This is a genomic window from Halomonas sp. 1513, assembly GCA_001971685.1.
GTDB lineage: Bacteria > Pseudomonadota > Gammaproteobacteria > Pseudomonadales > Halomonadaceae > Franzmannia.
The window spans coordinates 1657569-1679913 of record CP019326.1; the positions used below are offsets into that span (position 1 = coordinate 1657569).

A 22345-nucleotide genomic window follows, 5' to 3' on the forward strand; every position below is an offset into this window, starting at 1 on the left:
TCAGGCGTGCTCGGCGATGCCCGTCGCGGTGGCATCGTAGTAGCGCGGCGCTTCCGGGTGCAGGCCGAGCTTGTCGAACATGGCGCGGTCGCGGACCACGCTGGGATTCTCGGTGGTCAGCAGGGTGTCACCGTGGAAGATCGAGTTGGCGCCGGCCAGAAACGCCAGCGCCTGGGTCGACTCATCCATCTGCTCGCGACCGGCAGAGAGTCGCACGTGGCTCCTGGGCATCAGGATACGCGCCACGGCGATGGCGCGGACGAATTCGATGGGGTCCAGGTCCTCAACGTTTTCGAGCGGCGTGCCCGGGACCTTGACCAGCATGTTGATCGGTACCGACTCGGGGTGCGGGGTCAGCCGTGCCAGCTGCTGCATCAGTCCGGCGCGGTCGGCGGGTGCCTCGCCCATGCCGAGAATGCCGCCGGAGCAGACCTTCATGCCGGCGTCGCGCACATGCCCGAGGGTATCGAGGCGATCGCCATAGCTGCGGGTGGTGATGATCTCGCCGTAGTACTCGGGGGAAGTGTCGAGATTGTGGTTGTAGTAGTCGAGGCCGGCATCGGCCAGGCGCGCCGCCTGGTCACCGTCTACCATCCCCAGCGTCATGCAGGTCTCGAGCCCCAGCGCCTTGACCCGTTTGACCATCTCCAGCACCACGTCGAGGTCGCGCTCCCGCGGGCTGCGCCAGGCGGCGCCCATGCAGAAGCGGCTGGCGCCGGCGGCCTTGGCGGCAGCGGCCTGTTCGACCACCTTGTCGATCTCGAGCAGCTTCTCCTTGTCGAGCCCGGTGTTGTAGTGGCCCGACTGGGGGCAGTACTTGCAGTCCTCGGGGCAGGCGCCGGTCTTGATCGAGAGCAGGGTGGCCACTTGCACGGCGTTGGCGTCGAAGTGGGCGCGGTGCACCTGCTGGGCGCGATACAGCAGGTCGTTGAAGGGCAGGGCAAACAGCGCCTGGATCTCGTCCAGGTGCCAGTCGTGGCGCACGGCGGTATCGGTGGCTAAGGTCATGGTAGTGTCCGCTGGGACTGAAATGCTCAGTCAACATGTCAGGCTTTTTGGGTTAACAAGGATGATAAGGCCTATGCCACTTCTGTCAACTGCGTGGGTAGGGAAGGTTGACAGGGCGCTGCGCCAAGCGCTTCCCGGTCGCTGCCACTTCTGCCTGGCTCCCTCGTTACCCGAGGCGCCGTGGTGTGAGGCGTGCCTGGTGACGCTGCCGTGGAACCTGCCGGCCTGCCCGCGCTGTGCCGAGCCGCTACCGCCCTTGACGCCGGCCGGCCTGGCCTGCGGCGCCTGCCTTAGCCAGCCGCCGAGTTTCGTCCGGGCGCGGGTCGCGCTGCGCTATGCTGATGAGGTGGCGCTGTTGATCCAGGGCTTCAAGTTCTCGGCCTCGCCGCGGGCGGGGGCGGTGCTGCTGGCGCTGCTCGAACACCAGCTGCGCGGGGTGGAGCAGCTGCCCGAGGCGCTGGTGGCGGTACCGCTGCATCCGCGGCGCGCGCGAGAGCGCGGCTTCGATCAGGTTGCCTGGCTGGCCGAGCGCCTGGCCCGGCGTCTGGGCGTGCCGCTGATCGAGGCGCGGCGGCTACGCCATACGCCGAGCCAGGTGGGCCTGAGCCGCAAGGCACGGCGCCACAACCTCAAGAAGGCCTTCAGCGTCGAGCGGGCGCTACCGGCGCATGTCGCCATCCTCGACGATATCGTCACCACCGGGGCGACCTGTGAGGCGCTGGCCCAGGCCTGCCAGGCCCGCGGTGCGACGCTGGTCGAGGTATGGGCGGTGGCGCGCACGCCGCGACAGTGAGGAGGGGAGGCCTGCCGACGGATCAGTCCCGAGCGGTGCCAGGCGCAGCGATGCCTTGGCGTCCCTCGCTGGCAGTGGCGATCGGCTCCAAGGTCAATGAACACCACCTCGGCAGGCACGGCCAGCGACTGCTAAGATGCCAGGCTTTCCCCCTCAGGAGCCGAGCATGGCGGACACCCCTCACCCCTTCGAACGGCTCAGCCCGGCGCGCATCGTGGCAGCGGTGGAGTCGCTGGGCCTGTGGCTGCCCGGCGAGCCCTTTGCCCTCAACAGCTATGAAAACCGGGTATTTCTGTTGAGCGACGACGAGCGGCGCCGCTGGGTGGCCAAGTTCTACCGCCCGGGGCGCTGGCGCGATGCCCAGATCCAGGAGGAGCACGACTTCCTGCTCGAACTGGCCGAGGCTGGCGTGCCGGTCGCCGCGCCTTGGCGCAACGCCGCCGGGGAGACGCTGCACCACTGGGAGGGCTTCCGCCTGACGCTGTTTCCCCAGGTCTCGGGTCAGGCCCCGGAACTCGAGAATCCCGAGCACCTGTTCGCGCTGGGGGAGTTGATCGGCAAGGTGCACGCCGTAGGCGCGCGGCGGGCGTTCACCACCCGCCTGAGCCTGAACCTGAACGAGATGGTCGAGGAGGGGCGCGCCACGGTGCTGGGCGGCCCCTGGCTGACGCGCCGCCAGCGCGACGCCTACGCGCGTATCAGCGGCGCGTTGGCTGAGCAGCTGCGCGACTATCGCTGGCCTGAGGAGGCAGCGATTCGCCTGCACGGCGACTGCCACCTCGGCAATATGCTGGGCCGCGACGTCGAGTTCAGCCTGGTCGACTTCGACGATGCGCTGATGGGGCCGCGGGTGCAGGATCTATGGATGCTGCTCACCGCCCAGACGCCGGAGGAGCTGCAGTGGCAGCTCTCGGAGATACTCGAGGGGTACGAGCAGGAGGCCGACTTCCCGCGCAGCGAGCTGGCGCTGATCGAGCCGCTGCGCACGCTGCGACTGCTGCGCCACAGCGCCTGGCTGACGGCGCGCTGGGAGGACCCGGCGTTTCCCCGCGCCTTCCCCTGGGCCGCCGAGGAGGGCTACTGGGACCAGCATATTCGCAGCCTGGAGCAGCAGCGCCAGGCGCTGGAGCAGCACCCGCGCTGGCTGGCCGCTTACTGAGCGTCGGGGTCGGGACGTTCGGCGGGGACCGGGTTGGCTACGCCCTCGCCGTTGGCCTGGCGGCGGCGCTCATTGATCTGCGCCGAGGGGTTTTCCTGAGCCTCGAGGGCGAGTTCATGGCGCAGCCGTAGCTGGAAGGTCTCGCCGGGAACCAGCTCGACGCGCTGACAGTCGCTGCCGCTGCCGTCGACGCAGGCCGCTACGCCGGTATTGCCGTCGAGGTCTTCGGCGCTGGCCGAGAGTTCGCCGCTGAAGATGGCGCTGTCGTCGGCGTCGGCCTCGATGCAGGTCAAGGTGCTGGCGCTGAAGCGGATCCGCTCGCCGGCGAGGCGCGCGTCGGCGGTGATCAGGCAGTGGTTGGGCAGGTCATACTCGCCGCTGGCAGCCGCAGTGGGCTTGAGCAAGACGTCCGCCTGGCTGTCACTGTCTGGCGTGAGGGTAAAGGTGTCGACCACTTCGACGGCGACACTGGCGCCGGCGGGCAGCGATAGGCTGCCGGCCTGGGCGGCCAGCGGCAGGCTCATGGCGACGGTGAACAGGGCCAGCGTGGCGCGCGTTGACTTGATCATTCCCGGTAAACTCGCTTGGACTCATGGCAGGGTGGCAGAAGTCTACCACAGCCTGATTCGGCTGCAGCCGGACGGGGCGTGGCATGATGTCACTGTATCTCGCCAAGCCCCGTGCCACGGCTCGACGGGTCTCGTCCCAGCGCTTAGAATTTGTTTCGCTAGCGTCATCCGTGTTGTACAAATCTCAATTGCTGTATATATTTTGTATATCTCAGAAGCGTACTACGCCCTAGATGACCAGGGTGATACCAGCATATAGGCCCCCTCATGACCCAAGAGCTCGCCAACCACTATCGCCAGATCATTGCCGGACTGGGTGAAGACCCCCAGCGCGAAGGGCTGCGCGATACCCCCAAGCGGGCCGCCAAGGCCATGCAGTTTCTGACCCGCGGCTACCATCAATCGCTCGAGGAACTGATCAACGGCGCGGTATTCGAGTCGGAAACCGACGAGATGGTACTGGTCAAGGATATCGAGCTCTACTCGATGTGCGAGCACCACCTGCTGCCGTTCATCGGCAAGTGCCATATCGCCTACCTGCCCAATGGTCGCGTACTCGGCCTGTCCAAATTTGCCCGCATCGTCGACATGTACGCACGGCGCATGCAGATCCAGGAAAACCTGACCCGCCAGATCGCCGAGGCGGTGCTTCAGGTGACCGACGCCCGCGGCGTGGGCGTGGTCATCGAGGCCAAGCACATGTGCATGATGATGCGCGGGGTCGAAAAGCAGAACTCGAGCATGACCAGCTCGGTGATGCTGGGTGCCTTCCGCGAGAACCAGCCGACGCGCCAGGAGTTCTTGACCCTGGTCAACGGACGCTGAATCGAGCGACCGGATATCCTGCGATTTTAGTCACCGAGACCAGCATCCGGCCCAAGGAGGCCTGCCATGCCACTGCACGCGCTTGACGATCAGCACCTCGACCACGACCTGGCGACCATTCGCATCAAGAACCTGCGCCTGCGCACCCATATCGGCATCAAGGAAGACGAGATCAAGAACCGTCAGGACGTGGTCATCAATGCCACCATCCGCTATCGCGCGGCGCGGGCGGTGCAGTTCAACCACATCGATCAGGCGCTCAACTACCGCACCATCACCAAACACGTCATCGCCCACGTCGAGGACAATCGTTTCCTGCTGCTGGAGCGCATGACCCGCGAAGTGCTGGACATCATCATGTCCTATGAGCAGGTGCTGACGGCCCAGGTCGAGATCGACAAGCCCCACGCGCTGCGCTTCGCCGACTCGGTGTCGATCACGCTGTCGGACTCACGCGAGATCCGCCGCGCCGAGTAGGCCGGACGGGCGACACGCTGGGGTTGGTTTCCGGGAGCGAGTCGGCTTAGCATGGTGCCTTCACCGATGCCTGGAGACGCTGGCTTGTCAGACGCCGACCCCACCGCCGAATCCCACCCACCTCGCAAGCGCTATGCCGGTTTCGCCGTTGCTGCGATCATTACCGCGCTGGTCGCGCTATTCTTCGAAGGCCGGATGCCGCCGTTGAACATCGCCGCTGCGGTGCTGGCGTTGATCGGGCTGCGCCAGATCCGGCGTGATCCACTACGCTATAAAGGACGTGCGTTCTGCTGGCTGGCGGTGGCGCTGGCGATTGTCGTCGCGACCCTGGCGGCGTTGGTCGAGCCGTCCCTGGCAACGTGATGCCCTGCATGCGCCAGCCACCCCTGCGTGCCCCATTTTGCCTCATCCTGTGCGCCGACGCGGCGCAATGATGGAAAGGAGAACATCATGTCATCCCTGCAAGACAGTCCGTTATTTCGTCCCTTTGCCTATATCGATGGCAGTTGGGTCGCCGCCGACAGCGGTGAACAGATCGATGTCATCAATCCGGCCAACGGCGAGGCCATCGGCCGCGTGCCGCGTCTGGGGCGTGCCGAAACCGAGCGGGCGATTACGGCCGCCGAGGCTGCGTTTCCGGCCTGGCGCGCGCTGACCGCCCTCGAGCGCGCCGACATCCTGATGAAGTGGCACGACCTGATGCACGAGCATCAGCAGGAGCTGGCCACCATCATGACCCTCGAGCAGGGCAAGCCGCTCAAGGAAGCCGCCGGCGAGATCGCCTATGCGGCCAGCTTCCTGCGCTGGTTCGCCGAAGAGGCGCGGCGCATCTATGGCGAGACGATCCCCGCCGCCAGTGCCAATCAGCGGGTGGTGGTCACCAAGCAGCCGGTGGGCGTGGTGGGTGCCATCACGCCGTGGAATTTCCCGGCGGCGATGATCACCCGCAAGGCTGGCGCGGCGCTGGCCGCCGGCTGTCCGATCGTGGTCAAGCCGGCCAGCCAGACGCCGTTCTCGGCCACCGCGCTGGCGCTGCTCGCCGAACGTGCCGGGGTGCCGCGCGGTGTCTTCAACGTGGTCCCCGGGCGCGCCTCGGAGATCGCCGCGGCGCTCACCGAGTCGCCGGTGGTGCGCAAGATCACCTTTACCGGCTCCACCGAGGTGGGCCGTACGCTGATGGCCCAGGCGGCGCAGCATATTCAGAAGATATCGCTGGAGCTGGGCGGCAACGCGCCGTTCATCGTGTTCGAGGATGCCGATCTCGACGCTGCCGTGGATGGCGCCATGGCCGCCAAGTTCCGCAATGCCGGCCAGACCTGCGTGTGCACCAACCGCTTCCTGGTGCAGTCGAGCGTGGTCAATGCCTTCTGTGAGAAGCTGGCGGTGGCCATGAACAGCGAGCTGCACGTCGGTGACGGTACCCAGGAAGGCATCAATATCGGCCCGCTGATCGATCATAACGCCGTCGACAAGGTCAGCGATCACGTGCACGACGCCGTCGATCACGGTGCCCAGCTGCTGCTCGGCGGCAACCCGCATCCGCTGGGCGGCAACTTCTTCACCCCGACCCTGATCAGCGCCGCCAACGACAGCATGAAAGTCGCCCACGAGGAGACGTTCGGGCCGCTGGCCGCGGTGTTCCCCTTCGATGACGAAGAGGACGCCATCACCATGGCCAACGACACCGAGTACGGCCTGGCGGCCTACTTCTACTCCCGCGACCTGGGCCGGGTATGGCGCGTCGCCGAGGCGCTGGAGTACGGCATGGTGGGCATCAACACCGGGCTGATCTCCAACCCGGCAACGCCGTTCGGCGGCGTCAAGGCCTCGGGCCTGGGCCGCGAGGGCGGCCGCCAGGGGCTCGAAGAGTTCGTCGAGACTAAGTACCTGTGTATCGATCTGGGCTGAGCGAACTCGCAGTAATAGTTGTTAAGCAGTAGAAACGGAACCCCCATCGGCCCAGGGCCGATGGGGGTTCTATTATGCATTGCCTGAGAAAACCGCTGGGCGATGGTCCAGCGTTTTCATCTCCTCAGTGCTTGAAGTGGCGCATACCGGTAAACACCATGGCAATGCCCGCCTCGTTGGCGGCGTCGATCACTTCCTGGTCGCGCATCGAGCCGCCGGGCTGGATCACCGCGGTGATGCCGGCCGCCGCGGCGGCGTCGATGCCGTCGCGGAACGGGAAGAAGGCGTCCGAGGCCATCACCGAGCCGGGCACCGAGAGGCCCTCGTCGGCGGCCTTGATGCCGGCGATGCGCGCCGAGTAGACGCGGCTCATCTGGCCGGCGCCGACGCCGATGGTCTGGCCATCCTTGGCGTAGACGATGGCGTTGGACTTGACGTACTTGGCGACCTTCCAGGCGAAGGCCAGGTCGCGCAGCTCCTGCTCGCTGGGCACTCGCTCGCTGACCACGGTCAGCTCGTCGCGGCCGACCATCCCCAGGTCGCGGTCCTGGACCAGCAGGCCGCCGGTGACGCGCTTGAGGTCGTGGGCATGCTCACGCTCGCCGGGCCAGTGGTCGGCCACGTCGAGCAGGCGCACGTTGGCCTTCTCGGCAACGATGGCGCGGGCCTCCTCGCTGACCCCCGGGGCGATGATCACCTCGACGAACTGGCGGTCGACGATGGCGCGGGCGGTGTCGGCGTCGAGCGCCACGTTGAAGGCGATGATGCCGCCGAAGGCGCTGGTGGGGTCGGTGGCGAAGGCCTTGTGGTAGGCGTCCAGCGCACTGGCACCCACCGCCACGCCACAGGGGTTGGCGTGCTTGACGATCACGCAGGCGGTGTCGTTGAAGGCCTTGACGCACTCGAAGGCGGCATCGGTGTCGGCGACGTTGTTGAACGACAGCGCCTTGCCCTGCAGCTGGGTGGCGGTGGCGACACTGGCTTCGCGGGCGTCGGCCTCGACATAGAAGGCCGCGTTCTGATGCGGGTTCTCGCCGTAGCGCATGCTCTGCTTCTTGTGGAACTGCAGGTTGTAGGTGCGCGGGAAGCCATCTTCCCCGCCCGGCACGCGGCTGCCCAGGTAGTCGGCGATGGCGGCGTCGTAGCCGGCGGTATGCTCGAAGGCGCGCACCGCCAGGTCGAAGCGGGTCTCCTCGCTTACCGCGCCTTGATGAGCGGCCAGCTCGCCGAGCACCCGCGGATAGTCATCGGCATTGACCACGATGGTGGTATAGGCGTGGTTCTTGGCGCAGGCGCGGACCATGGTCGGGCCGCCGATGTCGATATTCTCGATGGCATCTTCGAGGCGGCAGTCGGGCTTGGCGACGGTGCTGGCGAAGGGGTAGAGGTTGACCACCACCATGTCGATGGGCGCGATGTCGTGCTCGGCCATCACCGCATCGTCCTGGCCGCGGCGGCCCAGGATGCCGCCGTGAATCTTGGGATGCAGGGTCTTGACCCGGCCGTCCATGATCTCCGGGAAGCCGGTGTGCTCGGACACCTCGGTGACTGCGATGCCGTGCTCCTCGAGCAGGCGGAAGGTGCCGCCGGTGGAGAGCAGCTCGACGCCGTGTTCGCTGAGCCCGCGGGCAAAGTCGACAATGCCGGTCTTGTCGGAGACGCTGAGCAGAGCGCGGCGAACGGGAAGCGAGGAGGCGGAGTGGGCCATAGGAATACTCTCGAAGTGGTAAGTCATTAAACGCCAAGGGAGCCGCATGCGGCTCCCCGGTGGTATCAGATCAGGTCGTACTGCTTGAGTTTCTTGCGCAGCGTGCCGCGGTTGAGCCCCAGCATGTCGGCGGCGCGCGTCTGATTGCCGTCGACGTGGTCCATGACCGCAGTGAGCAGCGGCGCCTCGACTTCCGCCAGCACCATGGCGTAGAGGTCGGTGACCGTTTCGCCGTCGAGGTGGGCGAAGTAGCGTCGCATGGCGACATCCACCGCCTCGCGCAGCGGGCGGTCGGTCGGCGTATGGGCCAGCGAGACGTCGTCATCGCTGGGCAGCGCCGCGGCCAGGTCAAGCGATTCCTGAGTGGCGGTCATCAGGGAGCCTGGTGGTGTGGGTTGCCTGGTGGTCATGCTGCACTGATTCCATCCGACGCCATCTGCCGAATGTCGGCGGGATGGCGAAACAGTTGATCCACGAAGTGTTGCTGTGCCTGGGCACGCTCCAGAGCATTGAATCGTGCCCGCAGCGCCTTGACGGCATGGTCATCGGCGGCATGCCGGGCCAGGTACCAGCCAAGGTGCTTGCGGGCGATGCGCACGCCCATGTGCTCGCCGTAGAACGCATGCAGGGTCGCGAGGTGGTCCTGCATCACCTCGCGGCGCTGCGCCGCGCTGGGGGCCGCGAGCCGCTGGCCGTGGCGCAGGTAGTGGTCGATCTCGGCAAACAGCCAGGGATTGCCCTGGGCGCCACGGCCGACCATTACCGCATCCGCCCCAGTATAGTCGAGGACGCGGGCTGCTTTCTCGGGAGAATCGATATCGCCGTTGGCGAATACAGGAATGGATATCGCGGCCTTGATCGCGGCGATGGTGTCGTACTCGGCATGGCCGGTGTAGCGCTGCTCGCGGGTGCGGCCGTGCACCGCCAGCGCCTGGATGCCGGCGTCTTCGGCGAGGCGCGCGATACGTAGGCCGTTGTTGCTCTCGGCACACCAGCCGGTGCGAATCTTGAGCGTCACCGGCACGTCCACGGCGGCCACCACGGCATCGAGAATCTCGGCGACCAGGCGTTCGTCGCGCAGCAGCGCCGAGCCGGCGGCCTTGTTGCAGACCTTCTTGGCCGGGCAGCCCATGTTGATGTCGATGATCTCGGCGCCCTGCTCGGCATTGAGGCGTGCCGCCTCGGCCAGCATGGCGGCGTCGCCGCCGGCGATCTGCACCGCGCGAGGGCCTGGCTCGCCGCGGTGATCCATGCGCAGCCGCGACTTGCGGGTGTGCCACAGGCTGGGATCCGAGGTGACCATCTCGCCGACCACCAGCCCGGCGCCCAGCCGGCGGCAGAGCTGCCGGAAGGGGCGGTCGGTGACCCCGGCCATGGGGGCCAGGATCACGCGGTTGGGCAGGCGGTGGCGGCCGATGGACGGCAGCGCCGAGGCGTCAATGGGCATGGTCGATCGAGCGCATCGTCATCAAGGGGGGCATATCATACCCACCGGCTGGCCGCGGGTGAAGGTGGACATTCAGCCAGCCCGGCATTAACTCGGCCGGCGTCCGCTCAGTCTCACCCAGCCGTCGCGGCTGAGCGGTTCGTCCATGATCAGGCCGCGCTCGCGATAGGCGTCCAGCACCTCGTCGGCCTGGGCCTCGAGAATGCCGGACAGCGCCAGGCGACCGCCCGGGGCGACGTGGCCGGCGATCATCGCCGCCAGCTCGACCAGCGGTCCGGCGAGAATGTTGGCCACCACCACCTCGAAGGGGCGTGCGTCGTCGAGCTGCTCGGGGTAGTGCAGGCTCAGGGCATCGGCGTCCACCGCGTTGCGCTCGGCGTTGTCGCGGCTGGCGGTGAGCGCCTGAGGGTCGATGTCGGTGCCCACGGCACTCGCGGCCCCCAGCTTGAGTGCGGCGATGGCGAGGATCCCCGAGCCGCAGCCGACGTCGAGCACCTCGCGGCCGTCGAGCTCGCCGTCCACCGACAGCGCGTCGAGCCAGGCCAGGCACAGCGCGGTGGTGGGGTGGGTGCCGGTGCCGAAGGCCAGGCCCGGGTCGAGCAGCAGGTTGACGGCATCGGGGTCCGGCGCGGTGTGCCAGCTGGGCACGATCCACAGCCGCTGGCCCATCTGCAGCGGGGTGAAGCCATCCATCCACTCGCGCTCCCAGTCGCGATCGGCGAGTAGCTCGACCTCGATCTGCGGACACGGCTCGTCGGGCAGCTCTTCCGCCCACGCCCGGCGCACGCGCTCGAGCATGGCCTCGACCCCTTCCAGGTCATCATAGAGGCCGGTGAGCACCGTTTCGCGCCACAGCGGGGTGGTGCCGCGGTCGGGCTCGAACACCGGATCATCGTGGGCATCCTCCAGGGTGATGGCGCTGGCACCCTCATCGAGCAGCAGCTCCTCGAGCCGTTCGGCGTGCTCGGGGGCGGTATGGGCCTTGAGTTGCAGCCAGGGCATGGGCATGCCTCCTGAATGAGCGGTAAGCGGTGCCAGCTACACGCAAACGGGGCGGCCAGTGGCCGCCCCGTCCAGCACGCCAGCGGTTACTGGGCGAGCTTCTTCTCGAGATAGTGGATATTGACCCCGCCGTGCTGGAAGTGGCTGTCGCGCACCAGATCCTTCTGCAGGTCGATATTGGTCTTGATGCCTTCCACCAGCAGCTCGTCGAGGGCGATGCGCATGCGCGTCAGGGCGATCTCGCGGTCGGCCCCCCAGGTGATCAGCTTGCCGATCAGCGAGTCGTAGTAGGGCGGCACCGTATAGCCGGTATACAGGTGCGAGTCCATGCGTACCCCGAGCCCGCCGGGGGCGTGATAGAGCGTGACCTTGCCCGGTGAGGGCATGAAGGTGCGCGAGTCCTCGGCGTTGATGCGGCACTCGAAGGCGTGGCCGTTGAGCTGAACGTCATCCTGGGTGATCGACAGCGGCAGGCCGGACGCGATGCGCAGCTGCTCCTTGACGATATCCACGCCGGTGACCATCTCGGTGACCGGATGCTCGACCTGCACCCGCGTATTCATCTCGATGAAGAAGAACTGGCCGTTCTCGTAGAGGAACTCGAAGGTGCCGGCACCGCGGTAGTTGATGGTCAGGCAGGCATCGGTGCAGGCCTTGAGCACCCGCGCGCGAGCCTCCGGGTCGAGGTGCGGCGCCGGGGCTTCCTCGAGCACTTTCTGGTGGCGGCGCTGCAGCGAGCAGTCGCGATCATACAGATGAATGGCGTTGCCCTGGCCGTCGGCCAGCACCTGGACCTCGACGTGGCGCGGCTTCTCGAGGAACTTCTCCATGTACACGGTGCCGTCGCCGAACGCGGCATTGGCCTCGTTCTGGGTCACGCTGATCGACGACAGCAGGTGAGCCTCGTTGTGCACCACGCGCATGCCGCGGCCACCGCCGCCGGCGGCGGCCTTGATGATCACCGGATAGCCGATACGTCGGGCGATCGCCAGGGTCTGCTGGGGATCGTCGGGCACCGGGCCATCGGACCCCGGCACGGTGGGCACGCCGGCCTTCTTCATGGCCTCGATGGCGCTGACCTTGTCGCCCATCAGGCGAATGGTCTCGGCGCGCGGGCCGATGAAGGTGAAACCGGAGCGCTCGACCTGTTCGGCGAAGTTGGCGTTCTCGGAGAGGAAGCCGTAGCCAGGGTGAATGGCACTGGCATCGGTGACTTCGGCGGCGCTGATCAGCGCCGGGATGTTGAGGTAGGACTGGGCCGAGGAGGGCGGGCCAATGCACACCGCTTCGTCTGCCAGCCGTACGTGCATCAGCTCGCGATCGGCCTTGGAGTGGACGGCCACGGTCTTGATGCCCAGCTCCTTGCAGGCACGCAGGATGCGCAGGGCGATCTCGCCACGATTGGCGATGAGTACCTTGTCCAACATGATGGTTGCGCCCCTTGGAGGTTAGCTGATGATGAGCATCGGCTGGTCGAACTCGACCGGCTCACCGTCCTCGACCAGGATGGCTTCGATGACGCCGTCCTTGTCGGCTTCGATCTGGTTCATCATCTTCATGGCTTCGACGATGCATACGGCATCGCCTTTCTTGACGCTATGGCCGATTTCCACGAACGGCTTGGCGCCGGGGGCCGGGGAGCGGTAGAAGGTGCCGACCATCGGCGAGGCGACCGCATGGCCCTCGGGCTGTGCCGGTCCGCTGCTCTCTTCGGCGCTGGGCTGAGGGGCGGACGGCGCAGAGGGCTGCGGTGCATAGCCCGCCTGCGGCATGGCGTACTGCGGCATGCTCTGCTGATAGACAGCGCCATTGGGGTGGCGGCTGATACGGACCGACTCTTCGCCTTCCTGAATTTCAATCTCGCTGATGTTGGACTCTTCCAGCAGCTCGATCAGCTTCTTGACCTTGCGAATATCCATGAATCTGTCTCGATCAGGGGTGGAGAACATGTCGTCGCCGGCTGACGCTGTCAACCTGAGCCGACTTTGTGTAGATAACGGCACGTTGATGAAAAATATCGTGATATATGCCGTTAAGAACAGTGTTCGCGGAGTGTGCCGAAAAATCGGAGGCTTGTCCAGCGCGCCGCGGCGATGGTCGCTAAAGCCCGCAACTAAACGGACGTTTGACGACGATCACGTCGCGGCGTGCTGCTGGTCGAGCCAACTGATCAACTGATCGAGGTGCTGGGCGAAGTCGCGGCGGCCGACCTCGCCGAGGATGCGTGCGTCGCGAATCTCACGCTCGCCGTCGAAGAACATCAGGCTGGGAGGGCCGAACAGGCCGAAGTGGTCGAGCAGCTCACGGCTTTCTGCGGTGGTCTCGGTGACATCGATCTGGATGCGCTGGAAGCCGGCCAGCTGGTTCGCCGCACTGGGATAGACGCTGCGCTCCATCTGCTTGCAGGAGATGCACCAGTCCGCGGTGACGTCGACGAACACCGGTCGACCCTCGCGGCTGGCGTCGGCCAGCGCGGCCTGGAAGTCCTCGAGCCGTGTCACCTTTACCGGGGTGGCTATTTCAACGCCGCTGCGCTCCGCCAGCACGCCCGGCGGAGTGGCCAGCGGACGCAGCGGATCCTGGGCGCCGCGGGCGGCGCCGATCACCAGGGCAATGCCCCAGATCAGCAGCATCAGGCCGGCGCCCTGGCGCAGCTGCGGCCAGCCGCGCGGAGCATCGAGGCGCAGGGCGCCGAGGACCAGCGCGGTGCCAATGGCCAGTGCCGACCACAGCAGCAGGGCCACCGCGGGGGGCAGCAGGCGTTCGATCAGCCAGATCGCCACGCCCAGCAGCAGCACGCCGAAGGCGATCTTGACGCCGTTCATCCAGGCGCCGGTGCGCGGCATCATGGTGGTGCCGAAGGTGCCCACCAGCAGCAGCGGAACACCCATGCCCAAGCCCAGCGCCAGCAGTGCGGCGCCGCCCAGCACGGCGTCGCCGGTGGTCGAGATGAACACCAGCGCGCCGGCCAGCGGGGCCGAGACGCAGGGCGACACCACCAGCACCGAGAGCGACCCGGCCAGCGCCAGGCCCGGCGGGCCACTGCGCTGGGCGCGGGCCTGCCAGGCATCGATGTGCCCGGCCAGGGCGGGCGACAGGCGCAGGTTGAAGGCGCCCAGCATGGCCAGTGCGAACACCACGAACAGGGCGCTGAAGCCGATCAGCACCGGTGCCGACTGCAGCTGGGCCTGAAGATTGAGCCCGGCCCCGAAGAGTCCCATCAGCACGCCCACCGCGGCGTAGGTCGCCGCCATGCCGGCCACGTAGCTGGCCGAGAGCACGAAGGCGCGCCCGCGGCTGGGGTTCTGGCCGACGATGATCGATGACAGGATCGGCACCATCGGCAGTACGCAGGGGGTAAAGGTCAATGCCAGCCCGGCGAGGAAGAACAGCCCCACCATCAACAGCGGGCTGGCGTCGGCCAGCAGCGCATTGAAGCGGCCGTCGGCGCTCTGCAGGTTGGGCGCGGCGATGTCGGCACGGGCGTCGCCGGCGGTGCCGCCGCCTGCCTGGGCGTTGGCAAAGATCCCCGGCGGCGAGCCGGGCATTGCCTCCAGGGTGATGCGCTCGGGGGGATAGCAGAGCCCGGCGTCGGCGCAGCCCTGGAAGGTCAGCGCCAGGGACAGCGATTCGGGGGCGCCGTTGTCGAGGGGAATCTCCAGCACCACCGGCTCATAGAAGACATAGACGTCGCCGAAGAATTCGTCGCTGTGCGCCTCGCCGGGGGGGATCACCGGCTCGCCCAGGGTCACGTCATCGTCGAGGCTCTCGATCTCGAAGCGGTGACGGTACAGGTAGTAGTCGTCGGCGCTCTGCATGCCGACATACAGGGTGTCGTCGTCCAGCCAGGCGCTGGCCTCGAAGGCTTCGTGGACCGGCAGGAAGTCGCGACTCGAGCCGCCGCCGGATGAGAACCACTGGGCCTGGGCCAGCGCCGGGAGCAGCATCAGCAGCAGCCAGGCAATCACAGTGCGGTAGGCGAAGCGCGAGTTCACGAGTGGCGTATCCTTGGTCGCATGGTCGGACGGGCCCGGCGGTCGTTCCCGGTGGCGCTTGGCGCGCGAGCCACCTGCTAGGATAACCTAAGCGGGTGTGAGTTGAGTACGCTGCGGCCTTTTGTCCCTTACATCAAGGAAGCGATGCCATGTCACTGCTGGGAAGACGCAAGTCCACGCGCGATGCGCGGCGCCGAGAACTCGAGCGGCCCAATTATGGATGGATCTGGAAACCACTGCTGGCGCTGCTGCTGCTCTATCTGCTGGTGACGCTGGTGCTGGGCATCTGGTGGAGCCGCGAGCCGCCGCCGTTCGACGTCGAGCGTGCCACCGGTGAGCAGCGTCAGGCCCTCGAGGGCGATCAGTCGGGGCTGCCCGGCGCGCGCGGCACGGTGAGCACCGCCACCCTCAAGCAGGTGGTCGACACCCTGACCGACAAGCCTGGCGGCTACCTGCGCAACGATGTTGCGCCGCCCGGGGTGTGGCTCGACAACATGCCCAATTGGGAACTCGGCGTGCTGCAGCAATCGCGCGACCTGTCGGCCAGCCTGGTGGCGATGGCCGGCGGCGATGACCCGTATCTCGAGGAGGCCGAGGCGCGCCTCCAGGTGGGCAGCCGCGACTGGCTCTACCCGTCGGCGGAGCAGCGCTTCGGCCAGGCTTCCGAGGCGCTGGCGAGCTACTTGAGCGAGCTGGGCGGGGACGCTGCCGAGGGGTTCGCGCCCCGCGGCGAGCCGCTGGGCGACTGGCTGTTGCGCGTCGAAGCGCGTCTCGACGACCTCACCCGGCGGCTCTCGGCCAGCATCGGCGAGCGTGACGCCAGTCGACAGCTGGGTATCGACGCCGACGAGCAGCCGGAGGCCACCCCCTGGTATCGCGTCGACGACATCTTCTTCGAGGCGCGCGGCAGCGGCTGGGCGCTGCTGCATTTCCTGCGCGGCCTGGAGCGCGACTATGGCGACCTGCTCGAGGCCGCCGAGGCCCATCAAGACTGGCAGCAGCTGATCGCCGAACTGGAGATGACCCAGCGGCGAATCTGGAGCCCGGTAATTCTCAACGGCTCGGGGTTCGGCATCTTCGCCAACCATTCGCTGGTGATGGCCAACTACACGGTGCGCGCCCGCGACTTGGCCGGCGAGTTGGCGTCACGGGTCGCCGAGGTGGAGGTCAGCGAGGTGCACCAGGCACAGGAGGAGCAGGCCGTCGAGCCGCCGGTGGAGGACGTGGTGGAAGATGACGACGCGGATGACGCCGCCGATGAGCCGGAGGAGATCGACGAGACGCAGGCGCCGGCCGAGGGTGACGAGGCCTCGTGACACAGGGCGCGGATATGACAGCGGGCCGCCCTTAGGGCGGCCCGCTGGCGTTGCGGGATGCTGTCGGCTCAGGCCTTGGCGTAGGCCGCGGCGGCCTTCTCGATCGCTGCGCGGGCGGCCTCGGCGCCTTCCCAGGACTCGACCTTGACCCACTTGCCCTTCTCGAGATCCTTGTAGTTCTCGAAGAAGTGGGCGATCTGCTGGCGCAGCAGCTCGGGCAGGTCGGTGACTTCCTGGACATCGTCGTAGAGGGCGGTGAGCTTCTGGTGCGGCACGCACACCAGCTTGGCGTCCTCGCCGGCCTCGTCGGTCATGTTGAGCACACCCACCGGGCGCGCGCGGATCACGCTGCCGGGCTGGACCGGGTAGGGGGTCACCACCAGCGCATCGAGGGCGTCGCCGTCGTCGGCCAGGGTGTCGGGGATGAAGCCGTAGTTGGCCGGGTAGAACATCGGCGTGGCCATGAAGCGGTCGACCAGCAGCGCATCCATGTCCTTGTCGATCTCGTACTTGATCGGCGCGTGGTTGGCGGGGATCTCGATCGCGACGTAGACGTCGTTGGGGAGGTCCTTGCCGGCGGGAATCTTGTCGAAACTCATGCTGCAGTCCTTTATCAACGTAGGGGGAATGCGGAGTGCTGGCAAAGGCCAGGACGCTGGCATTTATTGCAATGCGGCGAATTATACGAAGAGCCCTCGCCGATTACCAATGCTGGGCTTTCTCCTTTGGTGGACAAGTGCTTGTCGCATAAGCGGTGTATGATGGAGAGCGCTGTCGCCAGTGCGGCGTGCAGCCGACCAGTGAGGTGTCACGGGAGGAGCAGTGGGTTCTGAATTGTCGCTGAGCATCGGCCAAGCGTTCGTCGCCCCCGATCGCCGCCATCATCGCAGTTCCATGTCGGTCCGCGTGCCCGCCGAGCACACCCTGCTCGAGGCCAAGGGCGCCAGCGCGCTGATCAGCGACTCCAGCTCGCGCAATGCCATCGCCAAGCAGGCCGGCGACCTCAGCGTGCGCGGCTTTCTCGCCGACTACTACTCGACCCCCGATCACTGGGACGTCAAGACTTCGGCGACCCGCGTGCTGCGGGCGCTCAATGGCTGGTGCTACAGCCAGAGCGGCCATGTCCAGAACGGCAGCTACATGGCCTCGCTGTCGGCGATGGTCTATCGCGGGCGCGACGGGCACCTGTTCCACATGGGCGATACCCTGGTGTTTCGCCTGCGCGGCGCCGAATTCGAGCAGCTCTCCCGCGACCACGTCACCGACCTCGGCGGCTATCGCTACCCCTCCCGGGCGCTGGGGCTGGACGGTAATATCGACATCGACTACGTCTCGGTGCCGCTCAAGCAGGGTGATATCTTCCTGTTTACCACCCAGGCGGTGCGCGGCACGCTGATGCCCTCCGACTACGTGCAGCTGATCCGCGCCGATGCCAGCGACCTCAACGCGGCCTGCGAGCGCCTGGCCGAGGCCGCCACCAGTCGCGCCCAGGCCCGCGGCTACGGCGGCGAACCCTTCTGCTTCCAGCTGGTGCGCATCGACCACCTGCCCGAGGCCGAACAGGACCACCCTGGGCGGCTGTACGGCGACCTGCCGGTGCCGCCGGAGCTTGGCCCCGGCGAGCGCCTCGACGGCCTGGAGGTGCAGGAGGTGCTGTCTCGCACCGCCCAGTCGCGGGTCTACCGGGTGCGCGATACCTACAGCGAACGCGAGATGGTAATGAAGGCGCCGAGTCCCGAGCTCTCCAGCCGCAACGCCTACCTCGAGCACTTCCTGCTCCAGCAGTGGGTGGTGGAGCGGGTCAATTCGCCGTTCGTGGCGCGGGTCATGGAGTCATCGCGGCCGCGCCGCTACCTCTATTACCTGATGGCCTACGTCGACGGCGAGCGGCTCTCGGACTGGTCGCGGCGCCACCCCCAGGCGAGTCTGGCCCAGCGGCTGGATATCGCCCGCCAGCTGGGCAAAGCGGTGCAGGCGCTGCACCGCCGCGACCTGCTGCACCAGCAGATTCACCCCGACAATATCCTCATCGATCGCCATGGCCAGGTGGTGCTGGCAGACTTCAGCGCCTGCCGGCTGCGCGAAGGCGATGGCCATAAGCACTCCCGCGAGCTGGCGCGGCAGCTGGGGCTGACCGAGCACAGCGCGCCGGAGTATGCCCTCGACACCGACGTGGGGCGGCGCAGTGACCAGTACGCGCTGGCCTCGACGGTCTACTGGCTGTTAAGCGGCGCGCTGCCCTATGAACTGCCGCCCCACGAGCTGCGCAGCCACACCGATCTCGAGCAGTTGACCTATCGCAGCGCGCGGATGCACAACCCCGAAATCAGTCCGGCGCTGGACGAGGCGCTGCGCCGCGCCCTCGACCCGCAGCGCGCGCTGCGCTTCCGGCGGCTGTCTGAGTTTCTCTATGCGCTGCGCGACCCCGCCGGCGAACGCCGCGAGCGCACCAGTCACCGGCTGCTCAAGGAGCCGGTCAACTTCTGGCAAGGGGTGGCCGGCATCCTGCTGCTGCTGCTGGTGCTGTCGTGGCTGCTGCGCTGAGGGTTGGATGCCAACCCCATCGCGACTGAAGTCGCTCCTACACTGGCTTTGACGCTATGCCTCTGTAGGAGCGAACTCATTCGCGATTGCAGCGCGCAGCGCTGCCGAGTTGGCGCTTATAGCGTAAACGTCGGCAGCTTGCGCTCGACCTTGGCCAGCTTGAGATGGGCGACCTTGGGCAGGCCGTTCTCGAACGGCGGGAAGTCTTCGCCCTGGATCAGCGGTGACAGGTACTGGCGGCACGCCTCGGTGATTCCGAAGCCATCCTCGCGGATGAAGTCGCGCGGCATGAACTTCTCGCGGTTGGCGACCTCGGCCAGCGGGGCGGCCTCGATGCGCCACTCGTAGGGGTTGTCGGAGACGCGCTTGATCGCCGGCATCATGGCGTTCTTGCCCTCCAACGCCAGCTCGACGGCCTTCTTGCCCACCGCATAGGCCTGGTCGACGTCGGTCTTCGAGGCCAGGTGACGCGCGGCGCGCTGCAGGTAGTCGGCGACCGCCCAGTGGTACTTGTAGCCCAGGTCCTGCTTGACCATGCCGGCCAGGGTCGGCGCCACGCCGCCCAGCTGGCGGTGGCCGAAGGCGTCGGTGTTGCCCGAGTCGGCGAGGAAGGTACCGTCCTCGTAGCGCGCGCCCTCGGAGACCACGATCACGCAGTAGCCGTATTTCTTGACCGCTTCGTCGACGCGCTTCATCACCGCGGCACGGTTGAAGTGAATCTCGGGGAAGATCACCAGGTGCGGCGGTTCGCCCTCGCCCTTGCCGGCGAGTGCCCCGGCGGCGGCGATCCAGCCGGCGTGGCGGCCCATCACCTCGAGCACGAAGACCTTGGTCGAGGTGGCGCACATCGAGGCGATGTCCAGCGAGGCTTCCTGGGTAGACGTGGCGATGTACTTGGCCACGCTGCCGAAGCCCGGCGAGTTGTCGGTGATCGGCAGGTCGTTGTCGACCGTCTTGGGCACGTGGATGGCGGTCAGCGGGTAGCCGAGCTTCTCGGAGAGCTGCGAGACCTTGAGGCAGGTGTCGGCGCTGTCGCCGCCGCCGTTGTAGAAGAAGTAGCGGATGTCGTGGGCCTTGAAGACCTCGATCAGCCGCTCGTACTGGGTGCGATGGGTCTCGATGTCCTTGAGCTTGTAGCGGCACGAGCCGAAGGCGCCCCCCGGGGTATGGCGCAGCGCGGCAATGGCCTCGTCGGACTCCTGGGAGACGTCGATCAGGTCCTCGGTGAGGGCGCCGATGATGCCGTTGTGGCCCGCATAAACCTTGCCGATCCGGTCGGACTCGCGGCGGCAGGTTTCGATCACCCCGCAGGCGCTGGCGTTGATGACGGCGGTGACGCCACCTGACTGGGCATAGAAGGCATTGTGCTGGGCCATGTGGGGTGCTTCGCTCCTGCGGTGTCGGGTCGTCGAAAGGGCGTAAAGAAGTGGTGGCATATCTTAGTCGAAAGTGGGGTGTGCTGCATCCTGTCGCTATCTGCCAACGGATTGTCGAGGGTCGCCGCGGCGGGCTGTGGTGGCGACTCGGGCGGCGTGCTAGTCTCCCAGCGACGCTGGCAGGAGGCATGCGATGCACGTTCATGTTGTTGGAATCTGTGGCACTTTCATGGGCAGCCTGGCGCTGCTGGCGCGCGAGCTGGGGCATCGCGTCAGCGGCTCGGATGCCAATGTCTACCCGCCGATGAGCACCCAGCTGGCCGAGGCCGGTATCGAACTCAGCGAGGGTTTCGCCGCGGCCAATCTGGTGCCGCGTCCGGATCTGGTGGTGATCGGCAATGCGCTGTCGCGGGGCAATCCCGAAGTCGAGGCGGTGCTCGATCAGGGCCTGCCCTATGTGTCGGGTCCCCAGTGGCTGGCCGAGCAGGTGCTGCCCGGGCGCCCGGTGATCGCCATCGCCGGCACCCACGGCAAGACCACCACCGCGAGCCTCACCGCCTGGCTGCTCGAGGCTGCCGGCCTTGAGCCGGGTTTCCTGATTGGCGGGGTGCCGCGCAACTTCGGCGTCTCGGCGCGGCTGGGCGGCGCGGGGGCGCCGTTCGTGGTCGAGGCCGACGAGTACGACACCGCCTTCTTCGACAAGCGCTCCAAGTTCGTCCACTACCGCCCGTTGATCGCCGTGCTGGGCAATCTGGAGTATGACCACGCCGATATCTTTCCCGACCTGGCCGCCATCGAGCGTCAGTTTCACCACCTGGTGCGCAGCGTACCGGGCCGCGGTCAGCTGCTGGTGGCCGACGATCAGCCGGCGCTGGAGCGGGTCCTGGCGCAGGGCTGCTGGACGCCGGTGGCGCGCCTGGGGCGTGAGCAGGGCAGTGACTGGCGGTTCGCGCTGGAGCGCGACGACGCCTCGCGCTTTCGGATCATCCGGCGCGGCGCCGACGGTGGCGAGGAAGACGCGGTGGTCGACTGGTCGCTCAACGGCGAGTACAACGCGCGCAACGCCCTGGCCGCGCTGGCGGCGGCCCACGCCTGCGGCGTCGATCTGGCGCGCGGCTGCGCGGCCCTGGCGCGTTTCGAGAACCCGCGCCGGCGCCAGGAGGTACGCGGCGAGATCGCGCATATCCAGGTCATCGACGATTTCGCCCACCACCCCACGGCGATAGCGGCCACCCTCGGCGGGCTGCGCGCCGCGACGCCCAGGGGGCGTCTGCTGGCGGTGATCGAGCCGCGCTCCAACACCATGCGCCTGGGCACGCTGCGCAGCCGGCTGGCGGCGAGCGTCGAGGCGGCCGATGCGGTGTGGTGGTACCAGCCGCCGGGGCTCGACTGGTCGCTCGACGAGGTGCTCGCCGAGTGCCGCCCCCCGGCCGACCTGATCGATGACCTCGACGCCCTGGTGGCGGCGGTGGTGGCCGAGGCACAGCCGCTGGATCGCATCGTGGTGATGTCCAACGGCGGCTTCGGTGGCATTCACGAGATGCTGCTGGCAGCCCTGGAGGTGGCGCATGGCGAATGACTTCAAGCCCCCGGTCACGGTGGCGCTGACCGGTGCCTCAGGCGCCCAGTACGGCCTGCGGCTGATCGAGTGCCTGGTCGCCGCCGAGCATGAAGTGTGGGTGATGATCTCCAAGGCGGCGCATCTGGTGATCGACACCGAGACCCAGGTGTCGCTGCCGGCCCGCCCCGAGCGGCTGGTGGCTGCGCTCAACGAGCTGAGCGGTGCCCGTGACGGGCAGATTCGCTGCTTCGCCCGCGAGGACTGGATGGCGCCGGTGGCCTCCGGCTCCGGTGCGCCGGCCTCGATGGTGATCTGCCCGTGCTCCACCGGCACTCTGTCTGCCGTGGCCACCGGGGCCAGCAACAACTTGATCGAGCGTGCCGCCGACGTGGCCCTCAAGGAGCGCCGCCAGCTTATCCTGGTGCCCCGCGAGACGCCGTTCTCGGCGATCCATCTCGAGCACATGCTGAGCCTGACGCGGATGGGGGCGGTGATCCTGCCCGCGGCGCCGGGCTTCTATCACCAGCCGTCGAGCGTCGACGACCTGATCGATTTCATTGTCGCGCGGATTCTCAATCAGCTCGGCATCGAGCACCGCCTGATGCCGCGCTGGGGGGAAGCAGCGCCAAGCGCCTAGCATCAAGCGCCCAGCGATGG

At 67.2% G+C, this 22345-nt stretch carries 21 protein-coding genes; 10 read left to right on the forward strand and 11 right to left on the reverse strand.

What is annotated here, in order from left to right:
* Positions 1 to 1008, reverse strand: a complete 1008-nt coding sequence (locus tag BWR19_07545; protein APX92794.1) for a biotin synthase BioB — start codon at positions 1006 to 1008, stop codon at positions 1 to 3.
* Positions 1009 to 1069: 61 nt separating this feature from the next.
* Between BWR19_07545 and BWR19_07550 the strand changes: the two genes are divergently transcribed.
* On the forward strand, positions 1070 to 1801 hold the full coding sequence (locus BWR19_07550; protein APX92795.1) for an amidophosphoribosyltransferase: 732 nt from the start codon (positions 1070 to 1072) through the stop codon (positions 1799 to 1801).
* Positions 1802 to 1967: 166 nt separating this feature from the next.
* Positions 1968 to 2960: a stress response serine/threonine protein kinase YihE gene (locus BWR19_07555; protein APX92796.1), complete on the forward strand. Its 993-nt coding sequence runs from the start codon at positions 1968 to 1970 to the stop codon at positions 2958 to 2960.
* Here BWR19_07555 and BWR19_07560 read toward each other — a convergent pair.
* Positions 2954 to 3529, reverse strand: coding sequence for a hypothetical protein (locus BWR19_07560; protein ID APX92797.1), 576 nt, complete (start codon positions 3527 to 3529; stop codon positions 2954 to 2956). The two genes, BWR19_07555 and BWR19_07560, sit on opposite strands and share 7 nt — an antisense overlap.
* 267 nt (positions 3530 to 3796) lie before the next feature.
* Here BWR19_07560 and BWR19_07565 point away from each other — a divergent pair, with 267 nt between their 5' ends.
* The 4 genes from BWR19_07565 to gabD all read left to right on the forward strand — a co-directional run bounded on the left by BWR19_07565 (position 3797) and on the right by gabD (position 6739).
* On the forward strand, positions 3797 to 4354 hold the full coding sequence (locus tag BWR19_07565) for a GTP cyclohydrolase I FolE (GenBank protein ID APX92798.1): 558 nt from the start codon (positions 3797 to 3799) through the stop codon (positions 4352 to 4354).
* Positions 4355 to 4420: 66 nt separating this feature from the next.
* Positions 4421 to 4831: a dihydroneopterin triphosphate 2'-epimerase gene (locus tag BWR19_07570; GenBank protein ID APX92799.1), complete on the forward strand. Its 411-nt coding sequence runs from the start codon at positions 4421 to 4423 to the stop codon at positions 4829 to 4831.
* Between the two features lie 84 nt (positions 4832 to 4915).
* Positions 4916 to 5194, forward strand: a complete 279-nt coding sequence (locus BWR19_07575; protein ID APX92800.1) for a hypothetical protein — start codon at positions 4916 to 4918, stop codon at positions 5192 to 5194.
* Between the two features lie 87 nt (positions 5195 to 5281).
* On the forward strand, positions 5282 to 6739 hold the full coding sequence (gene gabD, locus BWR19_07580) for a succinate-semialdehyde dehydrogenase (NADP(+)) (GenBank protein APX92801.1): 1458 nt from the start codon (positions 5282 to 5284) through the stop codon (positions 6737 to 6739).
* Positions 6740 to 6863: 124 nt separating this feature from the next.
* Here gabD and BWR19_07585 read toward each other — a convergent pair whose 3' ends face one another.
* From BWR19_07585 to BWR19_07615, 7 genes are all read right to left on the reverse strand, one after another.
* Entirely contained in the window at positions 6864 to 8447 is a 1584-nt protein-coding gene (locus BWR19_07585) for a bifunctional phosphoribosylaminoimidazolecarboxamide formyltransferase/IMP cyclohydrolase (GenBank protein ID APX92802.1), read from the reverse strand.
* A gap of 65 nt (positions 8448 to 8512) precedes the next feature.
* The gene (locus tag BWR19_07590) at positions 8513 to 8794 is read right to left on the reverse strand and encodes a Fis family transcriptional regulator (protein ID APX94941.1); all 282 of its coding nucleotides are present in this window, start codon (positions 8792 to 8794) and stop codon (positions 8513 to 8515) included.
* 59 nt (positions 8795 to 8853) lie between these two features.
* Positions 8854 to 9894, reverse strand: a complete 1041-nt coding sequence (locus BWR19_07595) for a tRNA dihydrouridine synthase DusB (protein ID APX92803.1) — start codon at positions 9892 to 9894, stop codon at positions 8854 to 8856.
* Positions 9895 to 9981: 87 nt separating this feature from the next.
* The gene (locus tag BWR19_07600) at positions 9982 to 10896 is read right to left on the reverse strand and encodes a ribosomal protein L11 methyltransferase (protein ID APX92804.1); all 915 of its coding nucleotides are present in this window, start codon (positions 10894 to 10896) and stop codon (positions 9982 to 9984) included.
* 86 nt (positions 10897 to 10982) lie between these two features.
* Entirely contained in the window at positions 10983 to 12323 is a 1341-nt protein-coding gene (locus tag BWR19_07605; GenBank protein APX92805.1) for an acetyl-CoA carboxylase biotin carboxylase subunit, read from the reverse strand.
* Between the two features lie 21 nt (positions 12324 to 12344).
* Positions 12345 to 12815 carry an acetyl-CoA carboxylase, biotin carboxyl carrier protein gene (locus BWR19_07610; protein ID APX92806.1) on the reverse strand — a complete coding sequence of 157 codons (471 nt, stop codon included), beginning with the start codon at positions 12813 to 12815 and terminating at the stop codon, positions 12345 to 12347.
* Between the two features lie 216 nt (positions 12816 to 13031).
* Positions 13032 to 14843, reverse strand: coding sequence for a thiol:disulfide interchange protein (locus BWR19_07615; protein APX94942.1), 1812 nt, complete (start codon positions 14841 to 14843; stop codon positions 13032 to 13034).
* A gap of 197 nt (positions 14844 to 15040) precedes the next feature.
* Between BWR19_07615 and BWR19_07620 the strand changes: the two genes are divergently transcribed.
* Positions 15041 to 16207 (forward strand): hypothetical protein, encoded by a 1167-nt coding sequence (locus tag BWR19_07620; protein ID APX92807.1) that lies wholly within the window; start codon positions 15041 to 15043, stop codon positions 16205 to 16207.
* Positions 16208 to 16275: 68 nt separating this feature from the next.
* Here the strand turns inward: BWR19_07620 and BWR19_07625 are convergent, their stop codons facing one another.
* Positions 16276 to 16806 carry an inorganic pyrophosphatase gene (locus BWR19_07625; protein APX92808.1) on the reverse strand — a complete coding sequence of 177 codons (531 nt, stop codon included), beginning with the start codon at positions 16804 to 16806 and terminating at the stop codon, positions 16276 to 16278.
* 223 nt (positions 16807 to 17029) lie between these two features.
* Between BWR19_07625 and BWR19_07630 the strand changes: the two genes are divergently transcribed.
* Positions 17030 to 18751 (forward strand): serine/threonine protein kinase, encoded by a 1722-nt coding sequence (locus BWR19_07630; GenBank protein ID APX92809.1) that lies wholly within the window; start codon positions 17030 to 17032, stop codon positions 18749 to 18751.
* A 116-nt stretch (positions 18752 to 18867) separates the two neighbouring features.
* Here the strand turns inward: BWR19_07630 and BWR19_07635 are convergent, their stop codons facing one another.
* Entirely contained in the window at positions 18868 to 20127 is a 1260-nt protein-coding gene (locus BWR19_07635) for a 6-phosphofructokinase (protein ID APX92810.1), read from the reverse strand.
* A 193-nt stretch (positions 20128 to 20320) separates the two neighbouring features.
* Between BWR19_07635 and BWR19_07640 the strand changes: the two genes are divergently transcribed.
* Entirely contained in the window at positions 20321 to 21706 is a 1386-nt protein-coding gene (locus BWR19_07640) for a UDP-N-acetylmuramate:L-alanyl-gamma-D-glutamyl-meso-diaminopimelate ligase (protein ID APX92811.1), read from the forward strand.
* Positions 21696 to 22325 carry an aromatic acid decarboxylase gene (locus BWR19_07645; GenBank protein ID APX92812.1) on the forward strand — a complete coding sequence of 210 codons (630 nt, stop codon included), beginning with the start codon at positions 21696 to 21698 and terminating at the stop codon, positions 22323 to 22325. Before BWR19_07640 ends, BWR19_07645 begins: the two co-directional genes overlap by 11 nt.
* Positions 22326 to 22345 lie beyond the last annotated feature (20 nt).

What these genes read in the sequence shown, in the direction of transcription:
- BWR19_07545 (APX92794.1), bottom strand. Translation starts at nt 1,008, where the DNA reads ATGACCTTAGCCACCGATACCGCCGTGCGCCACGACTGGCACCTGGAC.
- BWR19_07550 (APX92795.1), top strand. Translation starts at nt 1,070, where the DNA reads ATGATAAGGCCTATGCCACTTCTGTCAACTGCGTGGGTAGGGAAGGTT.
- BWR19_07555 (APX92796.1), top strand. Translation starts at nt 1,968, where the DNA reads ATGGCGGACACCCCTCACCCCTTCGAACGGCTCAGCCCGGCGCGCATC.
- BWR19_07560 (APX92797.1), bottom strand. Translation starts at nt 3,529, where the DNA reads ATGATCAAGTCAACGCGCGCCACGCTGGCCCTGTTCACCGTCGCCATG.
- BWR19_07565 (APX92798.1), top strand. Translation starts at nt 3,797, where the DNA reads ATGACCCAAGAGCTCGCCAACCACTATCGCCAGATCATTGCCGGACTG.
- BWR19_07570 (APX92799.1), top strand. Translation starts at nt 4,421, where the DNA reads ATGCCACTGCACGCGCTTGACGATCAGCACCTCGACCACGACCTGGCG.
- gabD (APX92801.1), top strand. Translation starts at nt 5,282, where the DNA reads ATGTCATCCCTGCAAGACAGTCCGTTATTTCGTCCCTTTGCCTATATC.
- BWR19_07585 (APX92802.1), bottom strand. Translation starts at nt 8,447, where the DNA reads ATGGCCCACTCCGCCTCCTCGCTTCCCGTTCGCCGCGCTCTGCTCAGC.
- BWR19_07595 (APX92803.1), bottom strand. Translation starts at nt 9,894, where the DNA reads ATGCCCATTGACGCCTCGGCGCTGCCGTCCATCGGCCGCCACCGCCTG.
- BWR19_07600 (APX92804.1), bottom strand. Translation starts at nt 10,896, where the DNA reads ATGCCCTGGCTGCAACTCAAGGCCCATACCGCCCCCGAGCACGCCGAA.
- BWR19_07605 (APX92805.1), bottom strand. Translation starts at nt 12,323, where the DNA reads ATGTTGGACAAGGTACTCATCGCCAATCGTGGCGAGATCGCCCTGCGC.
- BWR19_07610 (APX92806.1), bottom strand. Translation starts at nt 12,815, where the DNA reads ATGGATATTCGCAAGGTCAAGAAGCTGATCGAGCTGCTGGAAGAGTCC.
- BWR19_07615 (APX94942.1), bottom strand. Translation starts at nt 14,843, where the DNA reads ATGCTGCTCCCGGCGCTGGCCCAGGCCCAGTGGTTCTCATCCGGCGGC.
- BWR19_07620 (APX92807.1), top strand. Translation starts at nt 15,041, where the DNA reads ATGTCACTGCTGGGAAGACGCAAGTCCACGCGCGATGCGCGGCGCCGA.
- BWR19_07625 (APX92808.1), bottom strand. Translation starts at nt 16,806, where the DNA reads ATGAGTTTCGACAAGATTCCCGCCGGCAAGGACCTCCCCAACGACGTC.
- BWR19_07635 (APX92810.1), bottom strand. Translation starts at nt 20,127, where the DNA reads ATGGCCCAGCACAATGCCTTCTATGCCCAGTCAGGTGGCGTCACCGCC.
- BWR19_07640 (APX92811.1), top strand. Translation starts at nt 20,321, where the DNA reads ATGCACGTTCATGTTGTTGGAATCTGTGGCACTTTCATGGGCAGCCTG.
- BWR19_07645 (APX92812.1), top strand. Translation starts at nt 21,696, where the DNA reads ATGGCGAATGACTTCAAGCCCCCGGTCACGGTGGCGCTGACCGGTGCC.